This window comes from Achromobacter animicus (genome assembly GCF_040775605.1).
GTDB lineage: Bacteria > Pseudomonadota > Gammaproteobacteria > Burkholderiales > Burkholderiaceae_B > Achromobacter > Achromobacter animicus.
The window spans coordinates 1744414-1762971 of record NZ_JAYGJK010000001.1; the positions used below are offsets into that span (position 1 = coordinate 1744414).

Genomic DNA, 18558 nt, shown 5'->3' on the forward strand with positions numbered 1-18558 from the left:
TGTCATGCGGGCTGAGGCGGTGGGGACTACACCGACTGCATGATGCGGCGGTACCACTCGTGGAAGTGCTGCATGCCGTCTTCCATGGGCGACTGGTAGGGACCGGTCTCGTTCACGCCGCGCAGCATCAACGCCTTGCGGCCGGCATCCATGCGTTCGGCGATCTCGTCGTCCTCGATGGCCGTTTCCATGTAGGCCGCGCGCTGCGCCTCGACGAACTCGCGCTCAAACGCAGCGATTTCCTCGGGGTAGTAGAACTCGACCACGTTGACCGTTTCCTGCGGGCCCTTCGGGTACAGCGTGGACAGCACCAGCACGTGCGGATAGAGCTCGATCATGTGGGTCGGGAAGTACGTGACCCACACGGCGCCGAAGTCGGGGGCGTCGCCTTCGCGGAACGACAGCAGGCGGTCGTGCCACTGCTTGTACACGTCCGAACCCGGCTGCGCCAGCGCGTTGTGCACGCCCACCTTCTGCAGGCTGTACCAGTCGTTGAACTCCCAGGTCAGGTCGTCGCACGTGACGAAGCGCCCCAGTCCGGGATGGAACGGGCCGACGTGGTAGTCCTCGAGGTAGACCTCGATGAAGGTCTTCCAGTTGTAGTTGCACTGATGCACTTCAACGTGGTCCAGCACGTAGTCGCCGAAGTCGAACTCGGGGCGCCCGAACAGCGGCGCCATGTCGGCAGCCGGGTCGCGCGGGCCTTCGAAGAGCAGCCCGTGGCAATCGCGCAGGCGGAACTTCTGCAGGTTCATGCAGGGCGTGGTTTCGAACTGCGGCGCGCCCAACAACTCGCCTTGGTTGTTGTACGTCCAGCGGTGCAGCGGGCAGACGATGTTGCCGCCGGTTGCCTTCAAGTTGCCGTGCGTGTTGCAGTTGCCGGCCACGTTGCCGGCTTCGCCACCAAGCATCAATGCCTGACGGTGACGGCAGACATTTGAGATGAGTTCGACGCCATGCTGGTTGCGAACCAGCGAGCGCCCTCCGTTTTCCTGGACCAACGTACGCCAATCCCCGATTTCGGGCACCAATTTCTGGTGGCCGACGTACAGCGAGGATTGCTTGAAAATGAGTTCTTGCTCGCGGGCAAAGAGGGCTTCGTCAAAATAAGCGCTGACGGGTAGCTGGGTGCGAGCTGGCACGACATGTGCCATCCGACCGATGTCGGTCATGATTCCCTCCGCTCGGATAAAAAAGCCAGGACGGTTTGAGCCTTGCCAGGCGCTTTTGTTCAAGTCCAGGTCCCTCGCGGTGTTTGCCGGGGGCCTTGTTCGTGAATTCGAGCCTGGTTGAATCCGTACTGGCGCGAAGAAAAATCGGTGTCTGGCCGATCAAATAAGCCGTGAATTGTACCCCAAGGGCTTGTACGACGCCCGTGGCAAAAGGGCAGGCCATTCGCGTGAATCCCGGGGTGGGTTTGACCGCGCGCAAACCGCGATTAACCCTTTATTCCGTAGGTCTTTCAGACGAGCCGGCGGGTGGCCGGATGACGCCTGAGCAACCAGCTGCTGGCGGCCGACAAGGCGAACACCATCATCGTCAGGAGCGGCACCACCCACGCATCGCGGTCCTGGCCCGAAAAAGCCCCGACGCGGCGCGCGACATCCAGGAAGACGGGATGGATGAGATAGACGCCAAACGTCAACGGGGCCAGCGCTGCAAGCCTGGGCAATCGCGGCGAGGACACGATCCATTGGAACGCAGCCAGCGACATGAACGGCACCGTCAGGCTGAAGTAGTCGTAGAAGTAGGTGTCCAGCACGTGGCCGTTGGACATGACGGTCACGCCCAATGCGGTCGCGGCCACGGTGGCGGCCAGCATCAGGCCCGGGCGCGGAACGCGCATCTCGCCATCGAAGATCAGACGGCCGGCGACGAAGTAGCCCAGGTAAGGCAGGAACCACGTCAGGAAAAAGCCATGCGGCGCGCCGAGCGCGCGGCGGTACAGGGCGTCAAGAATCGCCACGCCCAGGATGCCGACGACCCACAGCGCGCGCGCCTTCGGCGTGCTGCGCACATAAAGCACGCGGACCAGCGGCGCGAACAGGTACAGGCCCACGATCATGTACAGGTACCAGAGGTGGTAGTAAGGCTCGCCCTGCGCGACCTTGCGCGGCCAGAACGAAAAATCGATGCGGCCGTCGTCCCACCAGTCCAGCCCCGTGCGCCATGCCAGGTAGAAGAGCGTCCAGAACAGCAGCGGGGCCAGGATGCGCGCAAGACGGCGGCTGTAGAAGCGGCGCGCGTCCTGGGGCTTGTCGGGGTCGAGCAGCAGGGCGCCGCTCACCATCACGAAGACGGGCACGCACCAGCGTGCGGCGGAGTCGTACAGATTGGCGGCCAGCCATGCGCCGCGGCCGTGGGCGGCGGGATCGCTGACGATGAGTGCGGCGCTGTGCAGCAGAACGACGGCCAGCGCAGCCAGCCAGCGGGCTGAGTCCAGGCGGGCGTATCGGTCTTCGGTCTGAGGCATCGGGCTCCCGGAATGGTTCGGCGACTGCGCCTTACCTTAGCAGCGACGTGACGCCGATTTCTGTATCCAGGGGTTAGACCGCGCGTAAAAAACCGACAGGGCCGCGAGGGCGCTGTCGGGGGGAAAGGCATGCTCGCGGCAGGGCCGCGGGCACACCGGTCGCGGGCCGGCACTCCGCGAACGTTTTGTCACGAAACCGGCATGAAGGCAGGCTTACTGCAGGACGATGTTGGCCTGTTTGATGAGCTGCGACACGATGGGCTGCTCGGTCTTGATCTGCTTGTCCAGCTCGGCCGCCGTGCCCGAACGCGGGTCGATGCCCATGTCCAGCAGGCGCTTTTTCACCGCTTCGTCCTTCAGCGTTTCGGTCAGCGCGGCCTGCAGGCGCTCGACAACGGGTGCCGGCGTGCCCTTGGGGGCCACGAAGCTGAACCACGCGGTCATGTCGAACGCGGGATAGCCTTGCTCGGCCAGCGTGCTCACATTGGGCTCGGTCGCCAGGCGCGTGGGGCTCGTGATCGCAAAGACCTTGACCTTGCCGGCGTCAGCCTGCGGCATGCCGGTCGCCACCATGTCGAAGAACAGGTCCACGTCGCCGCTGATCAGGGCGGGCAGGGCCTGCGTGGCGCCCTTGAAGGGCACGTGCAGGATGTCGATGCCGGCGCGTTCCTTGAAGAGTTCGCCGGCCAGGTGCGACGACGTGCCCGGGCCGAAGGTCGCGAACGTCAGCTTGCCCGGATTCTGCTTGGCGTACGCCACCACGTCCTGCGTGCTGTTGAACGGCCGCTTGGGCGAGGACAGCAGAACCAGCGGGCCGACGCCGACCATGCCGATCTTGGCGAAGCTGTCCGGGTCGTAGGGCAGTTCCTTGTAGAGATAGCGGTTGGTCACCAGCGTCGAGTTGGTGGCCATGAGGATGGTGTAGCCGTCCGGCGCTTCGCGCGAGACATAGGCCGCGCCAATCGACGTGCCTGCGCCGGCCTTGTTCTCCACGATCATGGACTGGCCCAGGTTCTTGGCCATCCGCTCGGCCAGGACGCGCGTCAGCACGTCGGTGGCGCCGCCCGCCGGGAAGGGCGAGATCACCTTGATCGGGCGGGACGGATACGTATCGGCCTGGGCGCCCAGCGCGGCGGCGCTGAGCACCAGGGTGGCGAGCAGTTTGAAGCTGTTGCGAATCATGTTTTCCCCTTGAAGTCGCATGGTCAGAGTGGATCGCCGGGCCTGGCTTGGCTGACGCGCATATCGTTCACGACGTCGCTTGCCAGGTCTCCTTGGATGTTTTAAATTCCGGAATATGGAATTTAATTCTGTCTTTCGAAATAAACTATAAAAACGAAGCGTATATAAATGCAACCGTTTTCTGCCGGCAAGCGCATTGCCCTCCCTCCGTCCAAGCCGGACCAGAAGCTTGAACTGAGCCTGCCTGCCCGCCGCAAACGGGCCGCTGGCGCGAGCGAGGGCGCCAATTCCCCTGACTTCATCACGGCGCTGGCGCGCGGCCTGGATGTGCTGCGGTGCTTTCGCCACGGCGTGGCTGCGCTGGGCAACCTGGATCTGGCGCGCCTGACCGGCCTGCCAAAACCCACCATCAGCCGCATCACCTACACGCTGACGGAACTGGGTTACCTGCGCTATCACCCCGACACCGGCAAGTACTCGCCCGGCTACGGCGTGCTGGCGCTGGGATTCGGCCTGCTTGCCGGCCTGGAAGTGCGCGAACTGGCCAAGGCGTCCATGACCGATCTGGCGCGCGAGACCGGCGGCGCGGTGGCGCTGGGCGCTTTCGACGGCGACGCCATGACCTACGTCGAAGCGATCCACGGCTCGTCCGCGCTGTACCTGCGCCTGCCCGTCGGCTACCGCGCCACGCTGGACAGCGCCATGGGGCGTGCGTACCTGGCCAGCCTGCCCGAAGACGAGTGCGACGCCGTCCTCGCGCGCCTGGACCAGGCGGCGCCGGCGCCCGAGGCCATCGCGCGGGCGCGCGCCGAACTGGCGCAGGCCGGCTGCTGCTGCGCCATCGGCGAATGGCAATCCGGCATCAATGCCGTGGCCGTGCCGTTCACGGCCATCACGGGCGAAGGCGTCTTCGTCATGAGCTGCGGCGGGCCGGCCAGCTTGCTGGAGGCTTCGCATCTTCGGGATCACGTCGCCCCGGCGCTCCTGGCGGCGGTGGCGGGCCTGGCGGGCACGCAGGCCTAGGGCATGGGACGCATCCGGGCCGCGCCTGGCTATCTCGTACAATTCACGGATTAATCCACCCCCAAGTGCCCCGGAGGCCCGTTTGGCCAAACCCACTCAAGCTGATCCGCAGAACGACGATCGTCCCTTGCCCCAGGATTTCGAAACGGCGCTGGCCGAACTGGAATCACTGGTCGCGGCCATGGAAGACGGATCGCTGCCGCTCGAGCAATCGCTGGCTGCCTACCGGCGCGGCGTGGCGCTCACGCGGGTGTGCCAGGATCGCCTGGCGCAGGCCGAGCAGCAGGTCAAGGTCCTCGAAGGCGGCCTGCTGCGGCCGCTGGATCCCGCGGCGCTGGACGACGAATAAGACACCGATGAAGCAAACTCAACTCGCATTTTCCGAGTGGTTGCAAGGCCGTGCGCGCCACGTCGAAGACGTGCTCGACGACCTGCTGCCCCCGGCGGATCAGGCGCCTGCCCGCTTGCATGAAGCCATGCGCTACGCCGTGCTCGGCGGCGGCAAGCGCGTGCGCGCCGCCCTGGTCTATGCCGCCGGGCAGGCCTGCCCCGTCAGCGGCAGCGTGCTTGCCATCGAGGCCTCGCTGGACCGCGCGGCCGCCGCCGTCGAACTGATCCACGCCTACTCGCTGATCCACGACGATCTGCCCTGCATGGACGACGACACGCTGCGCCGTGGCCGTCCCACCACGCACGTGCAGTTCGACGAAGCCACCGCCATGCTGGCGGGCGACGCGCTGCAGCCGCTGGCATTCGAACTGATCGCGTCCATGCCGATCGCCCCGGCGTTGATCGTCCAGGCCACCCAGTCGCTGGCCCGCTCGGCCGGCAGCCAGGGCATGGCAGGCGGGCAGGCGATCGACCTGTTCAGCGTCGGCCGCTCGCTGTCGCGCGATGAACTGCAGATGATGCACGGCATGAAGACCGGCGCCATGCTGGCATGCAGCGTGGCGTTGGGCGGCATCGTGGCGGGCGCCAGCTCGGCATCGCGTCAGGCGCTGGACGCCTACGCGCAGGCCATGGGCCTGGCGTTCCAGGTGGTCGACGACATTCTTGACGTCACCGCGGACAGCGCCAGCCTGGGCAAGACGCCGGGCAAGGACGCCGCCGAAAACAAGCCTACGTACGTGTCCCTGCTGGGCCTGGACGAAGCCCGGGCCTTTGCCGAGGAACTGCGCGTGGCGGCGCTGGCCGCCCTGGCGCCGCTGGGCGACGCCGGCGCGCGTCTGGCCCAGCTTGCCGACTTCATCGTTCTTCGAGACCGCTGATCCGAGATCAGCCCGGCCTTCTTGGTAGGCCGGGCCAACGAACCCCATAAAAGCATGACGACAGATTTACTGGACCGTATTCAATCGCCGGCTGACCTGAAGCGCCTGGATCGCCGCGAACTGAAAAAGCTTGCCGATGAACTGCGCGGCTTTGTGCTGGAGTCGGTGTCCAAAACGGGCGGACACCTGTCGTCCAACCTGGGCACCGTCGAACTCACGCTGGCGCTGCACCAGGTGTTCGACACGCCGCACGACCGCATCGTGTGGGACGTGGGTCATCAGTCCTATCCGCACAAGATCCTGACGGGACGCCGCGCCGGCATGGCCAAGCTGCGCCAGCAGGGTGGCATTTCGGGCTTCCCGAAGCGCAGCGAATCCGAGTACGACGCCTTCGGCACCGCGCATTCGTCCACGTCGATCTCCGCGGCCCTGGGCATGGCGGTGGCCTCGCGCAATGCGGGCGAACAGCGCCAGCACATTGCCGTGATCGGCGACGGCGCCATGTCCGCGGGCATGGCGTTCGAGGCCATGAACAACGCGGGCGTCACGCCCGACATCAACCTGCTGGTGATCCTGAACGACAACGACATGTCGATCTCGCCGCCGGTGGGGGCGCTGAACCGCTATCTGGCGCGCCTGATGTCCGGACGCTTCTACGCCACGGCCAAGAACGTGGGGCGGGCGGTGCTGCAGCACGTGCCGCCGGTGCTTGAGCTGGCGCGCCGTTTCGAGGAACACGCCAAGGGCATGGTCACGCCCGCCACGCTGTTCGAAGAGTTCGGCTTCAACTACGTTGGCCCCATCGATGGCCATGACCTGGACGCGCTGGTTCCCACGCTGCAGAACCTGAAAGCCCTCGAAGGCCTGCAGTTCCTGCACGTCGTCACACGCAAGGGCCAGGGCTACAAGCTGGCCGAAGCCGATCCCGTGCTTTATCACGGTCCCGGCAAGTTCGATCCGGCGGTCGGCATCCAGCAATCGAAGGCGCCGGGCAAGCGCACCTTCACGCAGGTGTTCGGCACGTGGCTGTGCGACACGGCGCAGCAGGATGCGCGCCTCGTGGCCGTCACGCCCGCCATGCGCGAAGGCAGCGGCCTGGTCGAATTCGAACAGCGCTTCCCGCAGCGGTATTTCGACGTGGGCATTGCCGAACAGCATGCCGTCACGTTCGCCGCGGGCGTGGCCTGCGAAGGCCAGAAGCCGGTCGTCGCCATCTATTCCACCTTCATGCAGCGCGGCTACGATCAGTTCATCCATGACGTCGCCCTGCAGAACCTGGACGTCACGTTTGCGCTGGACCGCGCCGGCATCGTGGGCGCCGACGGCGCCACGCACGCCGGCAATTACGACATCGCCTTCCTGCGCTGCGTGCCGAACATGGTGGTGGCCACGCCTTCCGACGAAAACGAAACCCGCCTGCTTCTGTCGACCTGTTATCAGCACCCCGGTCCGGCATCGGTGCGTTACCCGCGCGGCGCGGGCTGCGGCGCGGCTGAAAGTCAGAGCCTCGATACCGTTGAACTGGGCAAGGGCGTCGTCCGCCGCGAAGGCAAGAAGATCGCCATCCTGGGCTTTGGCACGCTGGTGCAGGCTGCGCTGGGCGCCGCCGGCAAGCTGGATGCCACCGTCGCCGACATGCGCTTTGCCAAGCCGATCGACCGCGACCTGATCCTGGATCTGGCCAGCCGCCACGACGCGCTCGTCACCCTGGAAGACGCCTGCATCATGGGCGGCGCAGGCAGCGCGGTACTCGAGGTGCTGAGCGCCGCCGGCGTGCTGATTCCGGTGCTGCAGCTTGGCCTGCCGGATGAATTCATCGACCACGGCGAGCAATCGGCCCTGCTGGTGGGGCTCGGCCTGGATGCCGTGGGCATCGAGCAGTCGATCCGCACGCGCTACGCCGACCTGTTGAAGTGATCCGGCCGGCCTGATCCCGGCTGATCCTTGCGGCCGAGGACATGCGTCTTCGGACGCAAGGATGAAACACACTGTTCCGGCCCCGCCCGCATGGGCGCCGTGGGGTTACCCCTTCTCATTGCGCGTGGCTGGGCGATAATTAGCCCCTTCTCAAGACAACTGGGCCAGCACGTTGCGCCATGGCGGGCCGGCCCGGACAGGTAAGCCGAAATGAATTCTCCGATCGACCCCGCCATCGTGATGCCCGACGTCCAGAGCGCCACCGATACGCGGCATATCCCGATCCAGCGCGTTGGCATCCGCGGCGTGCGTCATCCCATGCTGGTCCAGAGCGGCGACGGCTCGGCGCAAGGCACGGTGGCCAGCTGGACGCTGACCGTGGCCCTGCCGCCCGAAGAAAAGGGCACGCACATGTCCCGTTTCGTGGCCCTGCTCGAAAAATACCGCACTACGGCCATGACGCCGGCGCTGTTCCGCACCATGGCAGCCGACATGCTGCCGCTGCTGCATGCCGAACGCGGCGACATCACGGCATCGTTCCCGTACTTCATCAACAAGTCCGCGCCGATCTCCGGCGTGCAGAGCCTGCTGGATTACGAGGTCCAGTGGATCGCGCGCGCGCAGGCCGACCGCGTCGAATTCGAGCTCGTGGTCCAGGTGCCGGTCACCAGCCTGTGCCCGTGTTCGAAGGCCATCTCCGAATACGGCGCGCACAACCAGCGTTCGCACGTCACGGTGTCGGCCATCCTGAATGAAGACATCTCGATGGACGGCGTGATCCGCCTGATTGAAGACGAAGGCTCGTGCGAACTGTGGGGCCTGCTCAAGCGCCCCGACGAAAAGTTCGTCACTGAACGCGCCTACGACAATCCCAAGTTCGTCGAGGACCTGGTGCGCGACGTGGCGGCCCGCCTGAACGCGCACCCCGGCATCGCGCGCTATCGCGTCGAGGCCGAAAACTTCGAGTCCATTCACAACCACTCGGCCTACGCCGTCGTCGAAGGCTGAACGCCCGTGCGCCACCCGGCGGCCAGCGACTGGCCGCTCATCGCCGATCTGCAGCAATGGGAAGCGCGGCTGGCCAGCAATCTGGCGAGCCGCGGCCGCTTTGGCGTGGCGCTTTACGAGTTCTTCCGCTTCGGCGTGAAGCAGGCGTGGGCGTGCCTGTTCGGCGGCCTGATGTGCGCGCTGCTGCTGGGCACGCACTGGTGGTATCCCAAGGATGCCGCGCTGGCGCGCTACGACTTCCTGACGCTCGCCGCGCTCGGCATCCAGGCCGCGCTGCTCGCGCTGCGCATGGAAACCTGGAGCGAAGCGCGCGTGATCCTGATGTTCCATGTGGTCGGCACCTGCATGGAAATCTTCAAGACCGCCGCCGGCTCGTGGATCTATCCCGAGGCCAGCGTGCTGCGCATCGGCGGTGTGCCGCTTTTCACGGGCTTCATGTACGCCGCGGTGGGCAGCTACCTGGCACGCGTGTGGCGGCTCTTCGATTTCCGCTTTCGTGCGCATCCGCCGCTGGCCGCGACCGCCGTATTGTCGGTGCTGATCTACGTGAACTTTTTCGCGCACCATTACGTGATGGACTTCCGATGGGCGCTGTTCGCCATGACCGCCGTCCTGTTCGCGCGCACGTGGGTGTATTTCCGGATCTGGCAGGTCTACCGGCGCATGCCGCTGCTGCTGGGCTTCGTGCTGGTGGCGCTTTTTATCTGGTTTGCCGAAAACATCGGCACCTTCGCCAATGCGTGGCGCTATCCCAACCAGACGCAGGTCTGGCAGGCCGTTTCCATCGCCAAGCTGGGATCCTGGTTCCTGCTCATGATCATCAGCTACGTCATGGTCAGTGCCGTCAACCGGCCGCGGGCGATCACCGCCGCCGACCTGCCTGCAACTGGCGGGCAGGAACCTGCCCGAAACGCGTCCCTTATTTCTTAAGCCTACGCCGGCTTGCAAGCGACCGCCCAATCGGTGATAATCGAGAGCTTTCTTGCTCGACCACCCATGGTTTTTGGGTAGCGGGCTGCCCCTTGCGGCGAAACGTCAACGATGTTGATCCACCCATGATGGAAAGCGCGGGTGCAAGACGTTTGGCCAGCAAGACATCCTCAAGGAGTTTTACTCATGCGTCACTACGAAGTAGTGTTTATTGTTCACCCCGACCAAAGCGAGCAAGTGCCCGCCATGGTCGAGCGTTACCAAGCGCTGGTCACGGGCCAAGGCGGCTCGATCCATCGCCTGGAAGACTGGGGCCGCCGTCAACTGGCCTACCCGATCCAGAAGCTCGTCAAGGCTCACTACGTCTGCCTGAACATCGAGTGCGGCCAAGCCACGCTGGATGAGCTGGAACACTCGTTCCGCTACAACGACGCCGTGCTGCGCCACCTGGTCATCAAGACCAAGAAGGCCCAGACCACCCCGTCGATCATGATGAAGTCGGTCGAGCGCGAAGAAGCCCGCAAGGCTTCGGCGGAAGCTGCTCCGGCTCAGGCCGAGTAAGCAGGCTCACGCAGAGCTCATTGCATCAAGTCCCCTCGGTACCAGGCAGGATGAACAAGCTGGAACTCAGCGCCCGCGTTCTCGAATGCGAGCCTTTGCGCCACACACCCGCCGGTTTGCCAGCGCTGGAAATGCTGCTGGCGCACGAGTCGGAAGTCATCGAAGCCGGCCACCCGCGCCGTGTCGAACTGACGATTTCCGCCGTGGCACTGGGAGATCTGGCGCTGCTCTTGAGAAACACCGCTTTAGGGTCTGAATTGCTGGTGCAGGGGTTTTTGGCTCCCGCCCGCAAGGACTCGGTGAAGATCAAGCTGCATCTGCAGCAGGCGCGCAAGATCAGCGGAAGCGCTGGACGCGATCCGCAGGTGGCCTGAAGGCAATGAGACACAGGGTGCGAGAGCGCCTTCTGAATTCGGATAGGTTATGGGGAAGTGGGCATTGACCCCGTCCCCTCAAACATAAAGGCACATATCATGGCTTTCTTCGGAAAACGCAAAGAAAAACGCAAATTCACGCAGCAGAACCCGCTCTTCAAGCGTCGTAAGTTCTGCCGCTTCACCGCAGCCGGCGTCGAAGAGATCGACTACAAGGATCTGGACACCCTGCGCGACTTCGTGCAAGAAAACGGCAAGATCATCCCGGCTCGCCTGACCGGCACCAAGGCAATCTACCAGCGCCAGCTGGACACCGCCATCAAGCGCGCGCGCTTCCTGGCTCTGTTGCCTTACACCGACAACCACAACTAATCCGGGGCACTGAAATGCAAGTTATTCTGCTCGAAAAAGTCGTCAACCTGGGCAACCTGGGTGAAGTCGTGCGTGTGCGTGATGGCTACGCCCGCAACTTCCTGATTCCCCAGAAGAAGGCCCGTCGCGCAACCGACGCCGCCCTGAAGGAATTCGAAGCCCGCCGCGCCGAGCTGGAAAAGGTCCAGGCTGAAAAGCTGGCCGCTTCCCAAGCCCTGGGCGAGCGCCTGAACGGCTACCAGCTCAAGATCGTTCAGAAGGCCGGCGTTGACGGTCGTCTGTTCGGTTCGGTCACCAACGCCGACATCGCCGAAGGTCTGAAGAAGGCTTCGTTCGAAGCCGTCGAAAAGGCCCAAGTGCGTCTGCCCAATGGCCAACTGAAGGCCATCGGCGAGTACCCGGTCCAGGTCGCCCTGCACGCCGACGTCGTGGTCGACATCACGGTTCTGGTCGAAGGCGAACTGTCCTGATCCGGCAGTCGCGGTAAAAAGAAGCCGGCCCGCGTGCCGGCTTTTTTTCTTTTTTCAGCCATGTGCCGATGTCGTGCTGAATGGTGCGCGGCGACGCACCCTCGTTTTACGCTGTCATTCCAGAGGACCTCTTGACTCATCCGCCTGTCCATCACAACGCGCCGCCCGGCCTGCGAGCCTGGCTCGACAGCGTGGATGCGTCGCGTGAACCTTCGGTGCGGGATGTGACGATAGATGGCGTGCGCTGCATCATCAAGCGGCGCCGGCCCGGCATCCTGCAGAGCGTGAGCTATGTGCTGCGCTACGTGCGCGCCTTGTTCCTCGCCGTGGGCTGCAAGGTTTTTTTGGGCGAGTTTCCCCGTCCCAGCGTGCTGTTGCGCAACGGTCTGGCCCACGAAGGGCAGCGCCTGGCGCAGTTGCTGGAAGCAGGGTCGCGCGTCCCCGAGGTGTGGTGGCGGGAGCAGAACCTGCTGGTGCTGGAGTTCGTGGGCGAAGACCTGGCGGACCTCATCCGCAACGAAGACTCCACCTCGCGCATGTGGCTCGCGCGCGCCGCGGCGGCCGATCTGGCCGCTTTCCATGCCCGCGGCATGTGGCATGGCGGGGCGCAGATCCGCAACGTTACGCTGCGCGATGGCGAGATCTGGCGCATCGACTTCGAGGAAAACATCGGCGCGACGCTGTCGCGGCCGCTGGCGCAGGCCTATGACCTGTTCCAGATGCTGGCCTCGCTGGTGTCGCTGCGCAAGTTGGGCGATGCAGATGCGCGCACGCTGGGCAAGCTGGCGCTCGATGTCTACCTGGACTGCAATCCCGACCCCGAGGTCAGGGCCCGCTTGAAGCGCCTGGCGCGCGCGCTGTGCGGCATCGCCATGCCGCTGCGCCCCATCCTTGCCCGATTCCCCTCGCGCGACATCCAAGGGTTTTTCCGCGTCGCGGATATCCTGCAGCCGTTACTATTGAAGCCATGAACACACCCGCCGATTCCCAGCTCGAGTACCTGCGCGTCCCCCCGCATTCCATCGAGGCGGAGCAGTCGGTCCTGGGCGGACTGCTGCTGGACAACGCTGCCTGGGACCGTATCGCGGATGTCCTTCTCGAAGAAGACTTCTACCGTCACGACCACCGGCTGATCTGGCACCACATTGCGCGCCTGATTGGTCTGGCGCGCCCGGCCGACGTCATCACCGTGCACGAGTCCCTCGTCAGCGCGGGCAAGGCCGAAGAGTCCGGCGGGCTGGCTTACCTGAATGCCCTGGCGCACAACACGCCGTCGGCCGCCAACATCCGCCGGTACGGCGAGATCGTGCGCGAGCGCGCGATGCTGCGCAAGCTGGTGTCGATCGCGGACGAAATCTCGTCGGCCGCCATGAACCCGCAGGGCAAGGAAGCGCGGCAACTGCTGGACGAGGCCGAATCCAAGGTGTTCAAGATCGCCCAGGAAGGCGCGCGCGGCGCGGCCGGCTTCCAGGAGATCCAACCGCTTCTGACGCAGGTCGTCGAGCGCATTGACGAGCTCTACCACCGCGAGAGCACGTCCGACGTGACGGGCGTGCCCACGGGCTTCACCGATCTGGACAAGATGACGTCGGGCATGCAGGGTGGCGACCTGATCATCGTGGCCGGCCGCCCGTCCATGGGCAAGACGTCGTTCTCCATGAACATCGGAGAGCACGTCGCCATCGAAGAGGGCCTGCCCGTGGCGGTGTTCTCCATGGAAATGGGCGCGGTGCAGCTCGCCATGCGTATGCTGGGTTCCGTGGGACTCCTGGACCAGCACCGCATGCGTACGGGCAAGCTGATCGCCGAAGACTGGCCGCGCGTCACGCACGCCGTGCAGCTCATGCAGGATGCGCAGGTCTACATCGACGAGTCGCCGGCGCTCAGTCCCATGGAAGTGCGCGCCCGCGCGCGTCGTCTGGCGCGCCAGTGCGGCCAGCTTGGCCTCATCATCATCGACTACCTGCAGCTCATGTCCGGCAACGGTTCCGGCGAAAACCGGGCCACCGAAGTGTCGGAAATCAGCCGCTCGCTCAAGGGTCTGGCCAAAGAACTGAATTGCCCGCTGATCGCACTGTCGCAGCTCAACCGAAGCCTGGAACAGCGTCCCAACAAGCGCCCCGTCATGAGCGACCTGCGCGAATCCGGCGCAATCGAACAGGACGCGGACGTGATCCTGTTCATTTACCGCGACGAGGTCTACAACCCCGATTCGCCGGACAAGGGCACGGCCGAGATCATCATCGGCAAGCAGCGTAACGGCCCGATCGGCACGGTGCGCCTGACGTTCCAGGGTTCCAGCACGCGCTTTTTGAACTTCTCCGGCGCGCAGCCGCGGGACATGTACTGATTCCGCACATCGCCACATCAAAAAAAAACCGCGCAGCAGCGCGGTTTTTTTACGAGACGGCGATCAGTGCGTGGCGTCGGGGCGCTTGCCGTAGCGCGCCGCCAGTACGCCGCAGACCATGAGCTGGATCTGGTGGAACAGCATCAGCGGCAGCACCACAGCACCCACGGCGTGACCGGCGAACAGCACCTGGGCCATCGGAATACCGCTGGCCAGGCTTTTCTTCGAGCCGCAGAAGAGCAGCGTGATGCGGTCTTCGATGCTGAAGCCGAAGATGCGGCCGGCCAGTGCGGACAGGCCCAGCGCCAGCGCCAGGATCACGCCGCAGCTCACGACCAGGCCGACCAGCGCGGGAATCGGGGTGCTGCTCCACAGGCCTTCATTGATGGCCTCGGAGAACGCCGTGTAGACCACCAGCAGGATCGAGCCCTGGTCCACGAACTTCAGCATGGCCTTGCGCTTGTGCACCCACGCGCCGATCCATCGCCGGGCGAACTGGCCCAGCACGAACGGCAGGAGCAGTTGCAGCATGATCTTGCCGACGGCGTCGAACGAGATCGGCGCGCTGCCGGCGTTGGCGACGACCGTACCGACCAGCAGGGGCGTGAGGAAGATGCCCAGCAGGCTGGAGGCCGACGCGCTGCACACCGCGGCGGGCACGTTGCCGCGCGCCATGGAGGTGAACGCGATGGCCGATTGCACGGTGGCAGGCAGGCAGCACAGGAACAGGATGCCCAGGTAAAGCTCCGGGGTGACCAGCGGCTCCAGCACGGGCTGCAGCGCCAGCCCCAGCAGCGGGAACATCAGGAACGTGGCCGAGAAGATGGTCAGGTGCAGCTTCCAGTGCGTGAGGCCGGCGATGATGGCCTCGCGCGAAAGGCGCGCCCCGTGCAGGAAGAACAGCAGGCCGACGGCCACGTTGGTGATCCAGCCGAACACCACCACGCCTTGCCCATGGGCGGGCAGGAAGCTGGCGATGATGACGGTGCAGATCAGGTAGAGGGTGAAGCGGTCGGGCAGAAGTCGAACGAGGCGGGACATGGGAAGGGAGGAAGAACGGAAAAGCGGCGGCGCGGGGCGCCGGAAACGGGGCGTATTGTAGACCCGCACCGTCGCGGACCCGTCGCGAGAAGGCCGCAAGCGTCCGCGCGCTGAGGCAGTCTGCGGATCTTTACGCGCTCAAGGCGTCATCGCCAGCGCCAGATCGAACGCTTCCACCAGCGACGCGTGGTCGGCCACGCCCTGGCCGGCGATGTCGAATGCGGTGCCGTGGTCCACGCTGGTGCGCACGAACGGCAGGCCGACGGTGACGTTCACGCCGTGGTCCAGGCCCAGATACTTCACCGGGATGAGGCCCTGGTCGTGGTACTGCGCCACCACGATGTCAAACTCTCCGCGGCGGGCGCGCATGAAGACGGTATCGCCCGGCCAGGGGCCGCTGGCATCGATGCCTTCCGCGCGGGCGGCAGCGATGGCCGGTTCGATGATGTCCATGTCTTCGCGGCCGAACTTGCCGCCTTCGCCCGCATGCGGATTCAGACCCGCGACGGCAACGCGCGGCTGCGCGATGCCCATCTGGCGGCAGGCGCGATCCGCAAGCCGCATCGCGGTCAATTCGGCCTGCGGCGTGATGCGCGCCATGACGTCGGCCAATGCGACGTGGATGGTCACGAGCAGCACGCGCAGCTCATTGTTGGCCAGCATCATCGCAAAGTCCTGCGTGCCGGAGCGGTCCGCCAGGATTTCGGTGTGGCCCGGATAGTCGATGCCGGCCTCGTGCATGGACTTCTTGTTCAACGGGGCGGTCACGATGGCGCGGATGTGTCCGGCAAGCGCGTCGTCGATGGCCGCGCACACATAATCGTAGGCGCCGCGGCCCGCCAGGGCGCTGACCTTACCCAGCGGCAGGTCCGCGGGCAGGATGGGGCTGCAAGCCACCACCTGGATACCAGCCGCGACCGGCCGGGCCTGGCTGATGTCCGCGATCTCGGTGATATCCAGGCGGGCGCCCAATTGCGTCGCCGCGCGGCGCAGCGCGCCAGCATCGCCATACACCACACAGGGCGCGCCCAATCCCTGCGCACAGGCTTTGACGACGATTTCGGGACCGATGCCGGCGGCATCGCCCATGGTGATGCCCACAGGCAGGAGAGTGTTCACAATGGTGGCCGTGGGCGCTTACTGAGCGGTGCTCTTGGGAGGATCGATAGGCGCGCATTCGAACGTGACCGTGGCGCGCTTGGAACCCAGCCCGGTGGCGTGGTTGGACGTCACGCTGGGCTTGACCAGCTTGCGGCCAAGCGACTGGCAGTGCTGGTCGGCACGCTGCAATGCCTGGTTCTTGATCTCGACCCAGCTCAGCAATTGCGTGCCGGAGCTATACGTGACGCTGTATTGGTCCTTGTTGACGGACGTGACCTCGCTCATGCTGGAACACGCGGTCAACAGGACGAGGAGGGCGGCGGCAGGGGCAAGGCGAGCAAGCATGAAAAATCCAGGATTCGCGACAGGCCCCATTACACCACCATGTGGCGCCCGCCGGAAAGACGCGCGAGGGGCGCGAGGCGGCTCAGGGAGCGGCAACCGCGCTGCGCCGATCAACCTTGCGACTGAGCACGATCGAGGTCTGCGTCTGCTTCACGCCGTCGATGAGTCCGATACGGTCCAGCAGCGCGTCCAGTTGTTCGTGGGTCTCGCAGCGCAGGAAGATGAGGTAGTCGTAGGGTCCGCTGACCGAAGACACTTCCTCGACCTCCGGCATCCGCTCCAGTTCACGGATCACAGCGGCCGGCGTCTTGGGCAGCACGCTGATGAAGCAATAGGCGCGCACCGCCGCCTCTTCGAGCAGCCGGCCCAGGCGCACGCCGTAGCCGGAAACGATGCTTTCACGTTCCAGCCGCGCGATGCGCGCCACCACGGTGGTGCGCGCCAGCCCAAGCTTGCGCGCGAGGATGGCGGCGGGTTCGCGCGCATTGGCCTGCAGAAGGCTCAGCAGTTGCCGGTCGATGGCGTCAAGTCGTTCGTTCATGCGATGAGCGATGGCGTTGAGCGGGAAGGCGAAGTGGCGACGGTACAGGCGCCTGCCTGCCCGCGTCAATGCGTTGCCGCTAGCCGTCGGACTCGGGCGGAATGCCGCCGTGATAGATGCGGCCGTCGAACTCGAAGCGCGTGATGGTCTTGTGCGCGGCATCGAAGATGCGGTCCCGGCTGGCGGCGTCCAGGCCGTCGTGGTCCGCAAAGCTGAAACGGCACAGGTCGATGTCGCTGTCATAGAACGCGCTGTGCACGAAGCGGCTGACGTCCGATTCGTGCGCAAAATGGGCGAACTCGCGCAGTTGCTCCATTTCGTGGAACGAGCCGTTGCGGCTGACCAGCAGCATGCCGAACTTGCGCTCTTCGTCCGCCATCGGTTCGGGCGGCGGCGCCGCGCCATCACCGTGCGGATCCTGGCAATCGAAATGCGCGCCGGCCTCACGCATGGCGGCCAGCACGCGTTGCCATTCCGGTTCTTCCAGCGTCAGACGGGCCATCATGTAGAACAGCCGCTGCCGGCCCAGCGTGCGAGGTTCCGGCCCGCCCACATAACTGGGCCAGGGTGTCGAGGCGTCCAGTCCGGCCAGCTCGGCCATTCTGCTGTCGGGATAGCCCAGCCTGTCTTGCAGCCGTTGCAGCGACTGGGCGCTTGGCGGGACATAGTTCTGGATCGTTTTCATGTGCGCGCTCCGGTTGAGCCGGGCGCCCGGAGACAGCGCCGGCGGCGTGCGCCGCGGTGCCTCTTGCGGCTACGCTTCATGCTAGCGCCGCGTCCGGTGCTTGCCTAGCCGCGGCAGGGAAGGCGCGCCGCTTGCTGTCAGCCCTGGCGCGCCCGGCCACCATGCTAGGATTCGCGCCAGATTTCATCGCCAGGAGGCTTACATCATGGACATCCAGGAACAGATCGCCGTTGTCGTGCACACCATCTCGCATCAGGGTGGGCGCATCGACGCGCTCAATACCACGCTGCTCTCGATGCTGCATCTGGCGAAGAATTCGCCGGGCCTGCGCGAGGCCATCGAGGCGCAACTGGAGCAGAATTACTCCGGCCTGCTGGCGCGTTCCGAGAATCCGCAATACGTCGCGGGTTTCGAAAGCGTGCGTGACATGGTCCTGACCGCCCTGAAGTGATGCGCCCGGCGGCAGTTACCCACAGGTTCTGTGGACAAGCCTTGGGATAGCGCGGGCATAGATTCACAAACTCCTTCAATTACAACGGCTTGCGCGAGGCGGTCAAAAGCGGCGCCATTGCGCCGAAGCAACGCGCAACCGGCGCGCCGCCACGGCGGGCCAAGCCCGGGTAATATGCGGCCCCATGCGGAATCAGTATTCATTGGAAGGCCGGAACCGCGCGCTCGTGGCGCGCATTTCGGAAGCGGCAAAGCTGGCGGCATTTGACCCCGGCAAGCTTTCCCCCGAGGCGAGGGAGAGCTGGGAGCGCATGGGCCATGGCTTCAAGGCCTGGCACGACTTCGACCAGCGTCACCCGATCCTGCGCCGCCTTGCAAAGCTGCCCATCATCGGCATGCTGTACCGCAACGCGCGCCGCCGCCATGTGCAGCGCGCAAACGGCAAACTGGTGTTCTGAACGCGCCCG

General features: G+C 65.1%; 22 protein-coding genes. 14 read left to right on the plus strand and 8 right to left on the minus strand.

Translation table 11 applies throughout. The features are described 5' to 3' along the window. Positions 1–26 precede the first annotated feature (26 nt). The 3 genes from AB3147_RS07805 to AB3147_RS07815 all read right to left on the minus strand — a co-directional run bounded on the left by AB3147_RS07805 (position 27) and on the right by AB3147_RS07815 (position 3655). Positions 27–1172 carry an aromatic ring-hydroxylating oxygenase subunit alpha gene (locus AB3147_RS07805; protein ID WP_175124670.1) on the minus strand — a complete coding sequence of 382 codons (1146 nt, stop codon included), beginning with the start codon at positions 1170–1172 and terminating at the stop codon, positions 27–29. 290 nt (positions 1173–1462) lie between these two features. Then, positions 1463–2473, minus strand: a complete 1011-nt coding sequence (locus AB3147_RS07810) for an acyltransferase (protein WP_175138797.1) — start codon at positions 2471–2473, stop codon at positions 1463–1465. A 213-nt stretch (positions 2474–2686) separates the two neighbouring features. After that, the gene (locus AB3147_RS07815) at positions 2687–3655 is read right to left on the minus strand and encodes a Bug family tripartite tricarboxylate transporter substrate binding protein (RefSeq protein ID WP_175124668.1); all 969 of its coding nucleotides are present in this window, start codon (positions 3653–3655) and stop codon (positions 2687–2689) included. Between the two features lie 168 nt (positions 3656–3823). On the opposite strand from AB3147_RS07815, the gene AB3147_RS07820 reads away from it, so the two are divergent. The 12 genes from AB3147_RS07820 to AB3147_RS07875 all read left to right on the plus strand — a co-directional run bounded on the left by AB3147_RS07820 (position 3824) and on the right by AB3147_RS07875 (position 13928). Further along, positions 3824–4678 carry an IclR family transcriptional regulator gene (locus AB3147_RS07820; protein WP_367351687.1) on the plus strand — a complete coding sequence of 285 codons (855 nt, stop codon included), beginning with the start codon at positions 3824–3826 and terminating at the stop codon, positions 4676–4678. Positions 4679–4760: 82 nt separating this feature from the next. After that, on the plus strand, positions 4761–5027 hold the full coding sequence (locus tag AB3147_RS07825) for an exodeoxyribonuclease VII small subunit (RefSeq protein WP_056567431.1): 267 nt from the start codon (positions 4761–4763) through the stop codon (positions 5025–5027). Between the two features lie 7 nt (positions 5028–5034). Then, on the plus strand, positions 5035–5946 hold the full coding sequence (locus tag AB3147_RS07830; RefSeq protein WP_175138796.1) for a polyprenyl synthetase family protein: 912 nt from the start codon (positions 5035–5037) through the stop codon (positions 5944–5946). A 54-nt stretch (positions 5947–6000) separates the two neighbouring features. Further along, positions 6001–7863, plus strand: a complete 1863-nt coding sequence (dxs, locus tag AB3147_RS07835) for a 1-deoxy-D-xylulose-5-phosphate synthase (RefSeq protein WP_175138795.1) — start codon at positions 6001–6003, stop codon at positions 7861–7863. 210 nt (positions 7864–8073) lie between these two features. Then, complete coding sequence (folE2, locus tag AB3147_RS07840) at positions 8074–8871, plus strand: GTP cyclohydrolase FolE2 (RefSeq protein ID WP_175124663.1); 798 nt, start codon at positions 8074–8076, stop codon at positions 8869–8871. Positions 8872–8877: 6 nt separating this feature from the next. After that, complete coding sequence (locus AB3147_RS07845; RefSeq protein WP_367351688.1) at positions 8878–9801, plus strand: DUF817 domain-containing protein; 924 nt, start codon at positions 8878–8880, stop codon at positions 9799–9801. Between the two features lie 186 nt (positions 9802–9987). Then, on the plus strand, positions 9988–10362 hold the full coding sequence (rpsF, locus tag AB3147_RS07850) for a 30S ribosomal protein S6 (RefSeq protein WP_056322467.1): 375 nt from the start codon (positions 9988–9990) through the stop codon (positions 10360–10362). 50 nt (positions 10363–10412) lie between these two features. Further along, on the plus strand, positions 10413–10736 hold the full coding sequence (priB, locus tag AB3147_RS07855) for a primosomal replication protein N (RefSeq protein ID WP_175124661.1): 324 nt from the start codon (positions 10413–10415) through the stop codon (positions 10734–10736). A gap of 99 nt (positions 10737–10835) precedes the next feature. Continuing rightward, complete coding sequence (gene rpsR, locus AB3147_RS07860; protein ID WP_006218308.1) at positions 10836–11108, plus strand: 30S ribosomal protein S18; 273 nt, start codon at positions 10836–10838, stop codon at positions 11106–11108. Positions 11109–11122: 14 nt separating this feature from the next. Then, positions 11123–11578: a 50S ribosomal protein L9 gene (gene rplI / locus AB3147_RS07865; RefSeq protein WP_175124660.1), complete on the plus strand. Its 456-nt coding sequence runs from the start codon at positions 11123–11125 to the stop codon at positions 11576–11578. Positions 11579–11709: 131 nt separating this feature from the next. Then, a complete protein-coding gene (locus tag AB3147_RS07870) occupies positions 11710–12549 on the plus strand; it encodes an RIO1 family regulatory kinase/ATPase domain-containing protein (RefSeq protein ID WP_367351689.1) in 840 nt (279 codons plus the stop codon). Then, positions 12546–13928 carry a replicative DNA helicase gene (locus AB3147_RS07875; protein ID WP_056322477.1) on the plus strand — a complete coding sequence of 461 codons (1383 nt, stop codon included), beginning with the start codon at positions 12546–12548 and terminating at the stop codon, positions 13926–13928. Before AB3147_RS07870 ends, AB3147_RS07875 begins: the two co-directional genes overlap by 4 nt. Positions 13929–13991: 63 nt before the next feature. Here the strand turns inward: AB3147_RS07875 and AB3147_RS07880 are convergent, their stop codons facing one another. The 5 genes from AB3147_RS07880 to AB3147_RS07900 form a co-directional block, all read right to left on the minus strand. Then, positions 13992–14969, minus strand: coding sequence for a bile acid:sodium symporter family protein (locus AB3147_RS07880; RefSeq protein ID WP_175184354.1), 978 nt, complete (start codon positions 14967–14969; stop codon positions 13992–13994). Between the two features lie 138 nt (positions 14970–15107). Continuing rightward, entirely contained in the window at positions 15108–16088 is a 981-nt protein-coding gene (gene pdxA, locus AB3147_RS07885; protein WP_367351690.1) for a 4-hydroxythreonine-4-phosphate dehydrogenase PdxA, read from the minus strand. A gap of 18 nt (positions 16089–16106) precedes the next feature. Next, positions 16107–16415: a hypothetical protein gene (locus AB3147_RS07890; RefSeq protein WP_175124656.1), complete on the minus strand. Its 309-nt coding sequence runs from the start codon at positions 16413–16415 to the stop codon at positions 16107–16109. A gap of 82 nt (positions 16416–16497) precedes the next feature. After that, a complete protein-coding gene (locus tag AB3147_RS07895; RefSeq protein WP_175124655.1) occupies positions 16498–16956 on the minus strand; it encodes an Lrp/AsnC family transcriptional regulator in 459 nt (152 codons plus the stop codon). A 79-nt stretch (positions 16957–17035) separates the two neighbouring features. After that, a complete protein-coding gene (locus AB3147_RS07900) occupies positions 17036–17641 on the minus strand; it encodes a hypothetical protein (RefSeq protein ID WP_175124654.1) in 606 nt (201 codons plus the stop codon). A gap of 205 nt (positions 17642–17846) precedes the next feature. Between AB3147_RS07900 and AB3147_RS07905 the strand changes: the two genes are divergently transcribed. Further along, complete coding sequence (locus AB3147_RS07905) at positions 17847–18092, plus strand: hypothetical protein (protein ID WP_056567399.1); 246 nt, start codon at positions 17847–17849, stop codon at positions 18090–18092. A 226-nt stretch (positions 18093–18318) separates the two neighbouring features. Then, a complete protein-coding gene (locus AB3147_RS07910; RefSeq protein WP_367351691.1) occupies positions 18319–18549 on the plus strand; it encodes a hypothetical protein in 231 nt (76 codons plus the stop codon). Positions 18550–18558 lie beyond the last annotated feature (9 nt).

Bases quoted from the DNA above. Each gene is read 5' to 3' on its own strand.
- AB3147_RS07805 (WP_175124670.1), bottom strand. From the start codon at position 1,172: ATGACCGACATCGGTCGGATGGCACATGTCGTGCCAGCTCGCACCCAG.
- AB3147_RS07810 (WP_175138797.1), bottom strand. From the start codon at position 2,473: ATGCCTCAGACCGAAGACCGATACGCCCGCCTGGACTCAGCCCGCTGG.
- AB3147_RS07815 (WP_175124668.1), bottom strand. From the start codon at position 3,655: ATGATTCGCAACAGCTTCAAACTGCTCGCCACCCTGGTGCTCAGCGCC.
- AB3147_RS07820 (WP_367351687.1), top strand. From the start codon at position 3,824: ATGCAACCGTTTTCTGCCGGCAAGCGCATTGCCCTCCCTCCGTCCAAG.
- AB3147_RS07830 (WP_175138796.1), top strand. From the start codon at position 5,035: ATGAAGCAAACTCAACTCGCATTTTCCGAGTGGTTGCAAGGCCGTGCG.
- dxs (WP_175138795.1), top strand. From the start codon at position 6,001: ATGACGACAGATTTACTGGACCGTATTCAATCGCCGGCTGACCTGAAG.
- folE2 (WP_175124663.1), top strand. From the start codon at position 8,074: ATGAATTCTCCGATCGACCCCGCCATCGTGATGCCCGACGTCCAGAGC.
- rpsF (WP_056322467.1), top strand. From the start codon at position 9,988: ATGCGTCACTACGAAGTAGTGTTTATTGTTCACCCCGACCAAAGCGAG.
- priB (WP_175124661.1), top strand. From the start codon at position 10,413: ATGAACAAGCTGGAACTCAGCGCCCGCGTTCTCGAATGCGAGCCTTTG.
- rpsR (WP_006218308.1), top strand. From the start codon at position 10,836: ATGGCTTTCTTCGGAAAACGCAAAGAAAAACGCAAATTCACGCAGCAG.
- rplI (WP_175124660.1), top strand. From the start codon at position 11,123: ATGCAAGTTATTCTGCTCGAAAAAGTCGTCAACCTGGGCAACCTGGGT.
- AB3147_RS07875 (WP_056322477.1), top strand. From the start codon at position 12,546: ATGAACACACCCGCCGATTCCCAGCTCGAGTACCTGCGCGTCCCCCCG.
- AB3147_RS07880 (WP_175184354.1), bottom strand. From the start codon at position 14,969: ATGTCCCGCCTCGTTCGACTTCTGCCCGACCGCTTCACCCTCTACCTG.
- AB3147_RS07890 (WP_175124656.1), bottom strand. From the start codon at position 16,415: ATGCTTGCTCGCCTTGCCCCTGCCGCCGCCCTCCTCGTCCTGTTGACC.
- AB3147_RS07895 (WP_175124655.1), bottom strand. From the start codon at position 16,956: ATGAACGAACGACTTGACGCCATCGACCGGCAACTGCTGAGCCTTCTG.
- AB3147_RS07900 (WP_175124654.1), bottom strand. From the start codon at position 17,641: ATGAAAACGATCCAGAACTATGTCCCGCCAAGCGCCCAGTCGCTGCAA.
- AB3147_RS07905 (WP_056567399.1), top strand. From the start codon at position 17,847: ATGGACATCCAGGAACAGATCGCCGTTGTCGTGCACACCATCTCGCAT.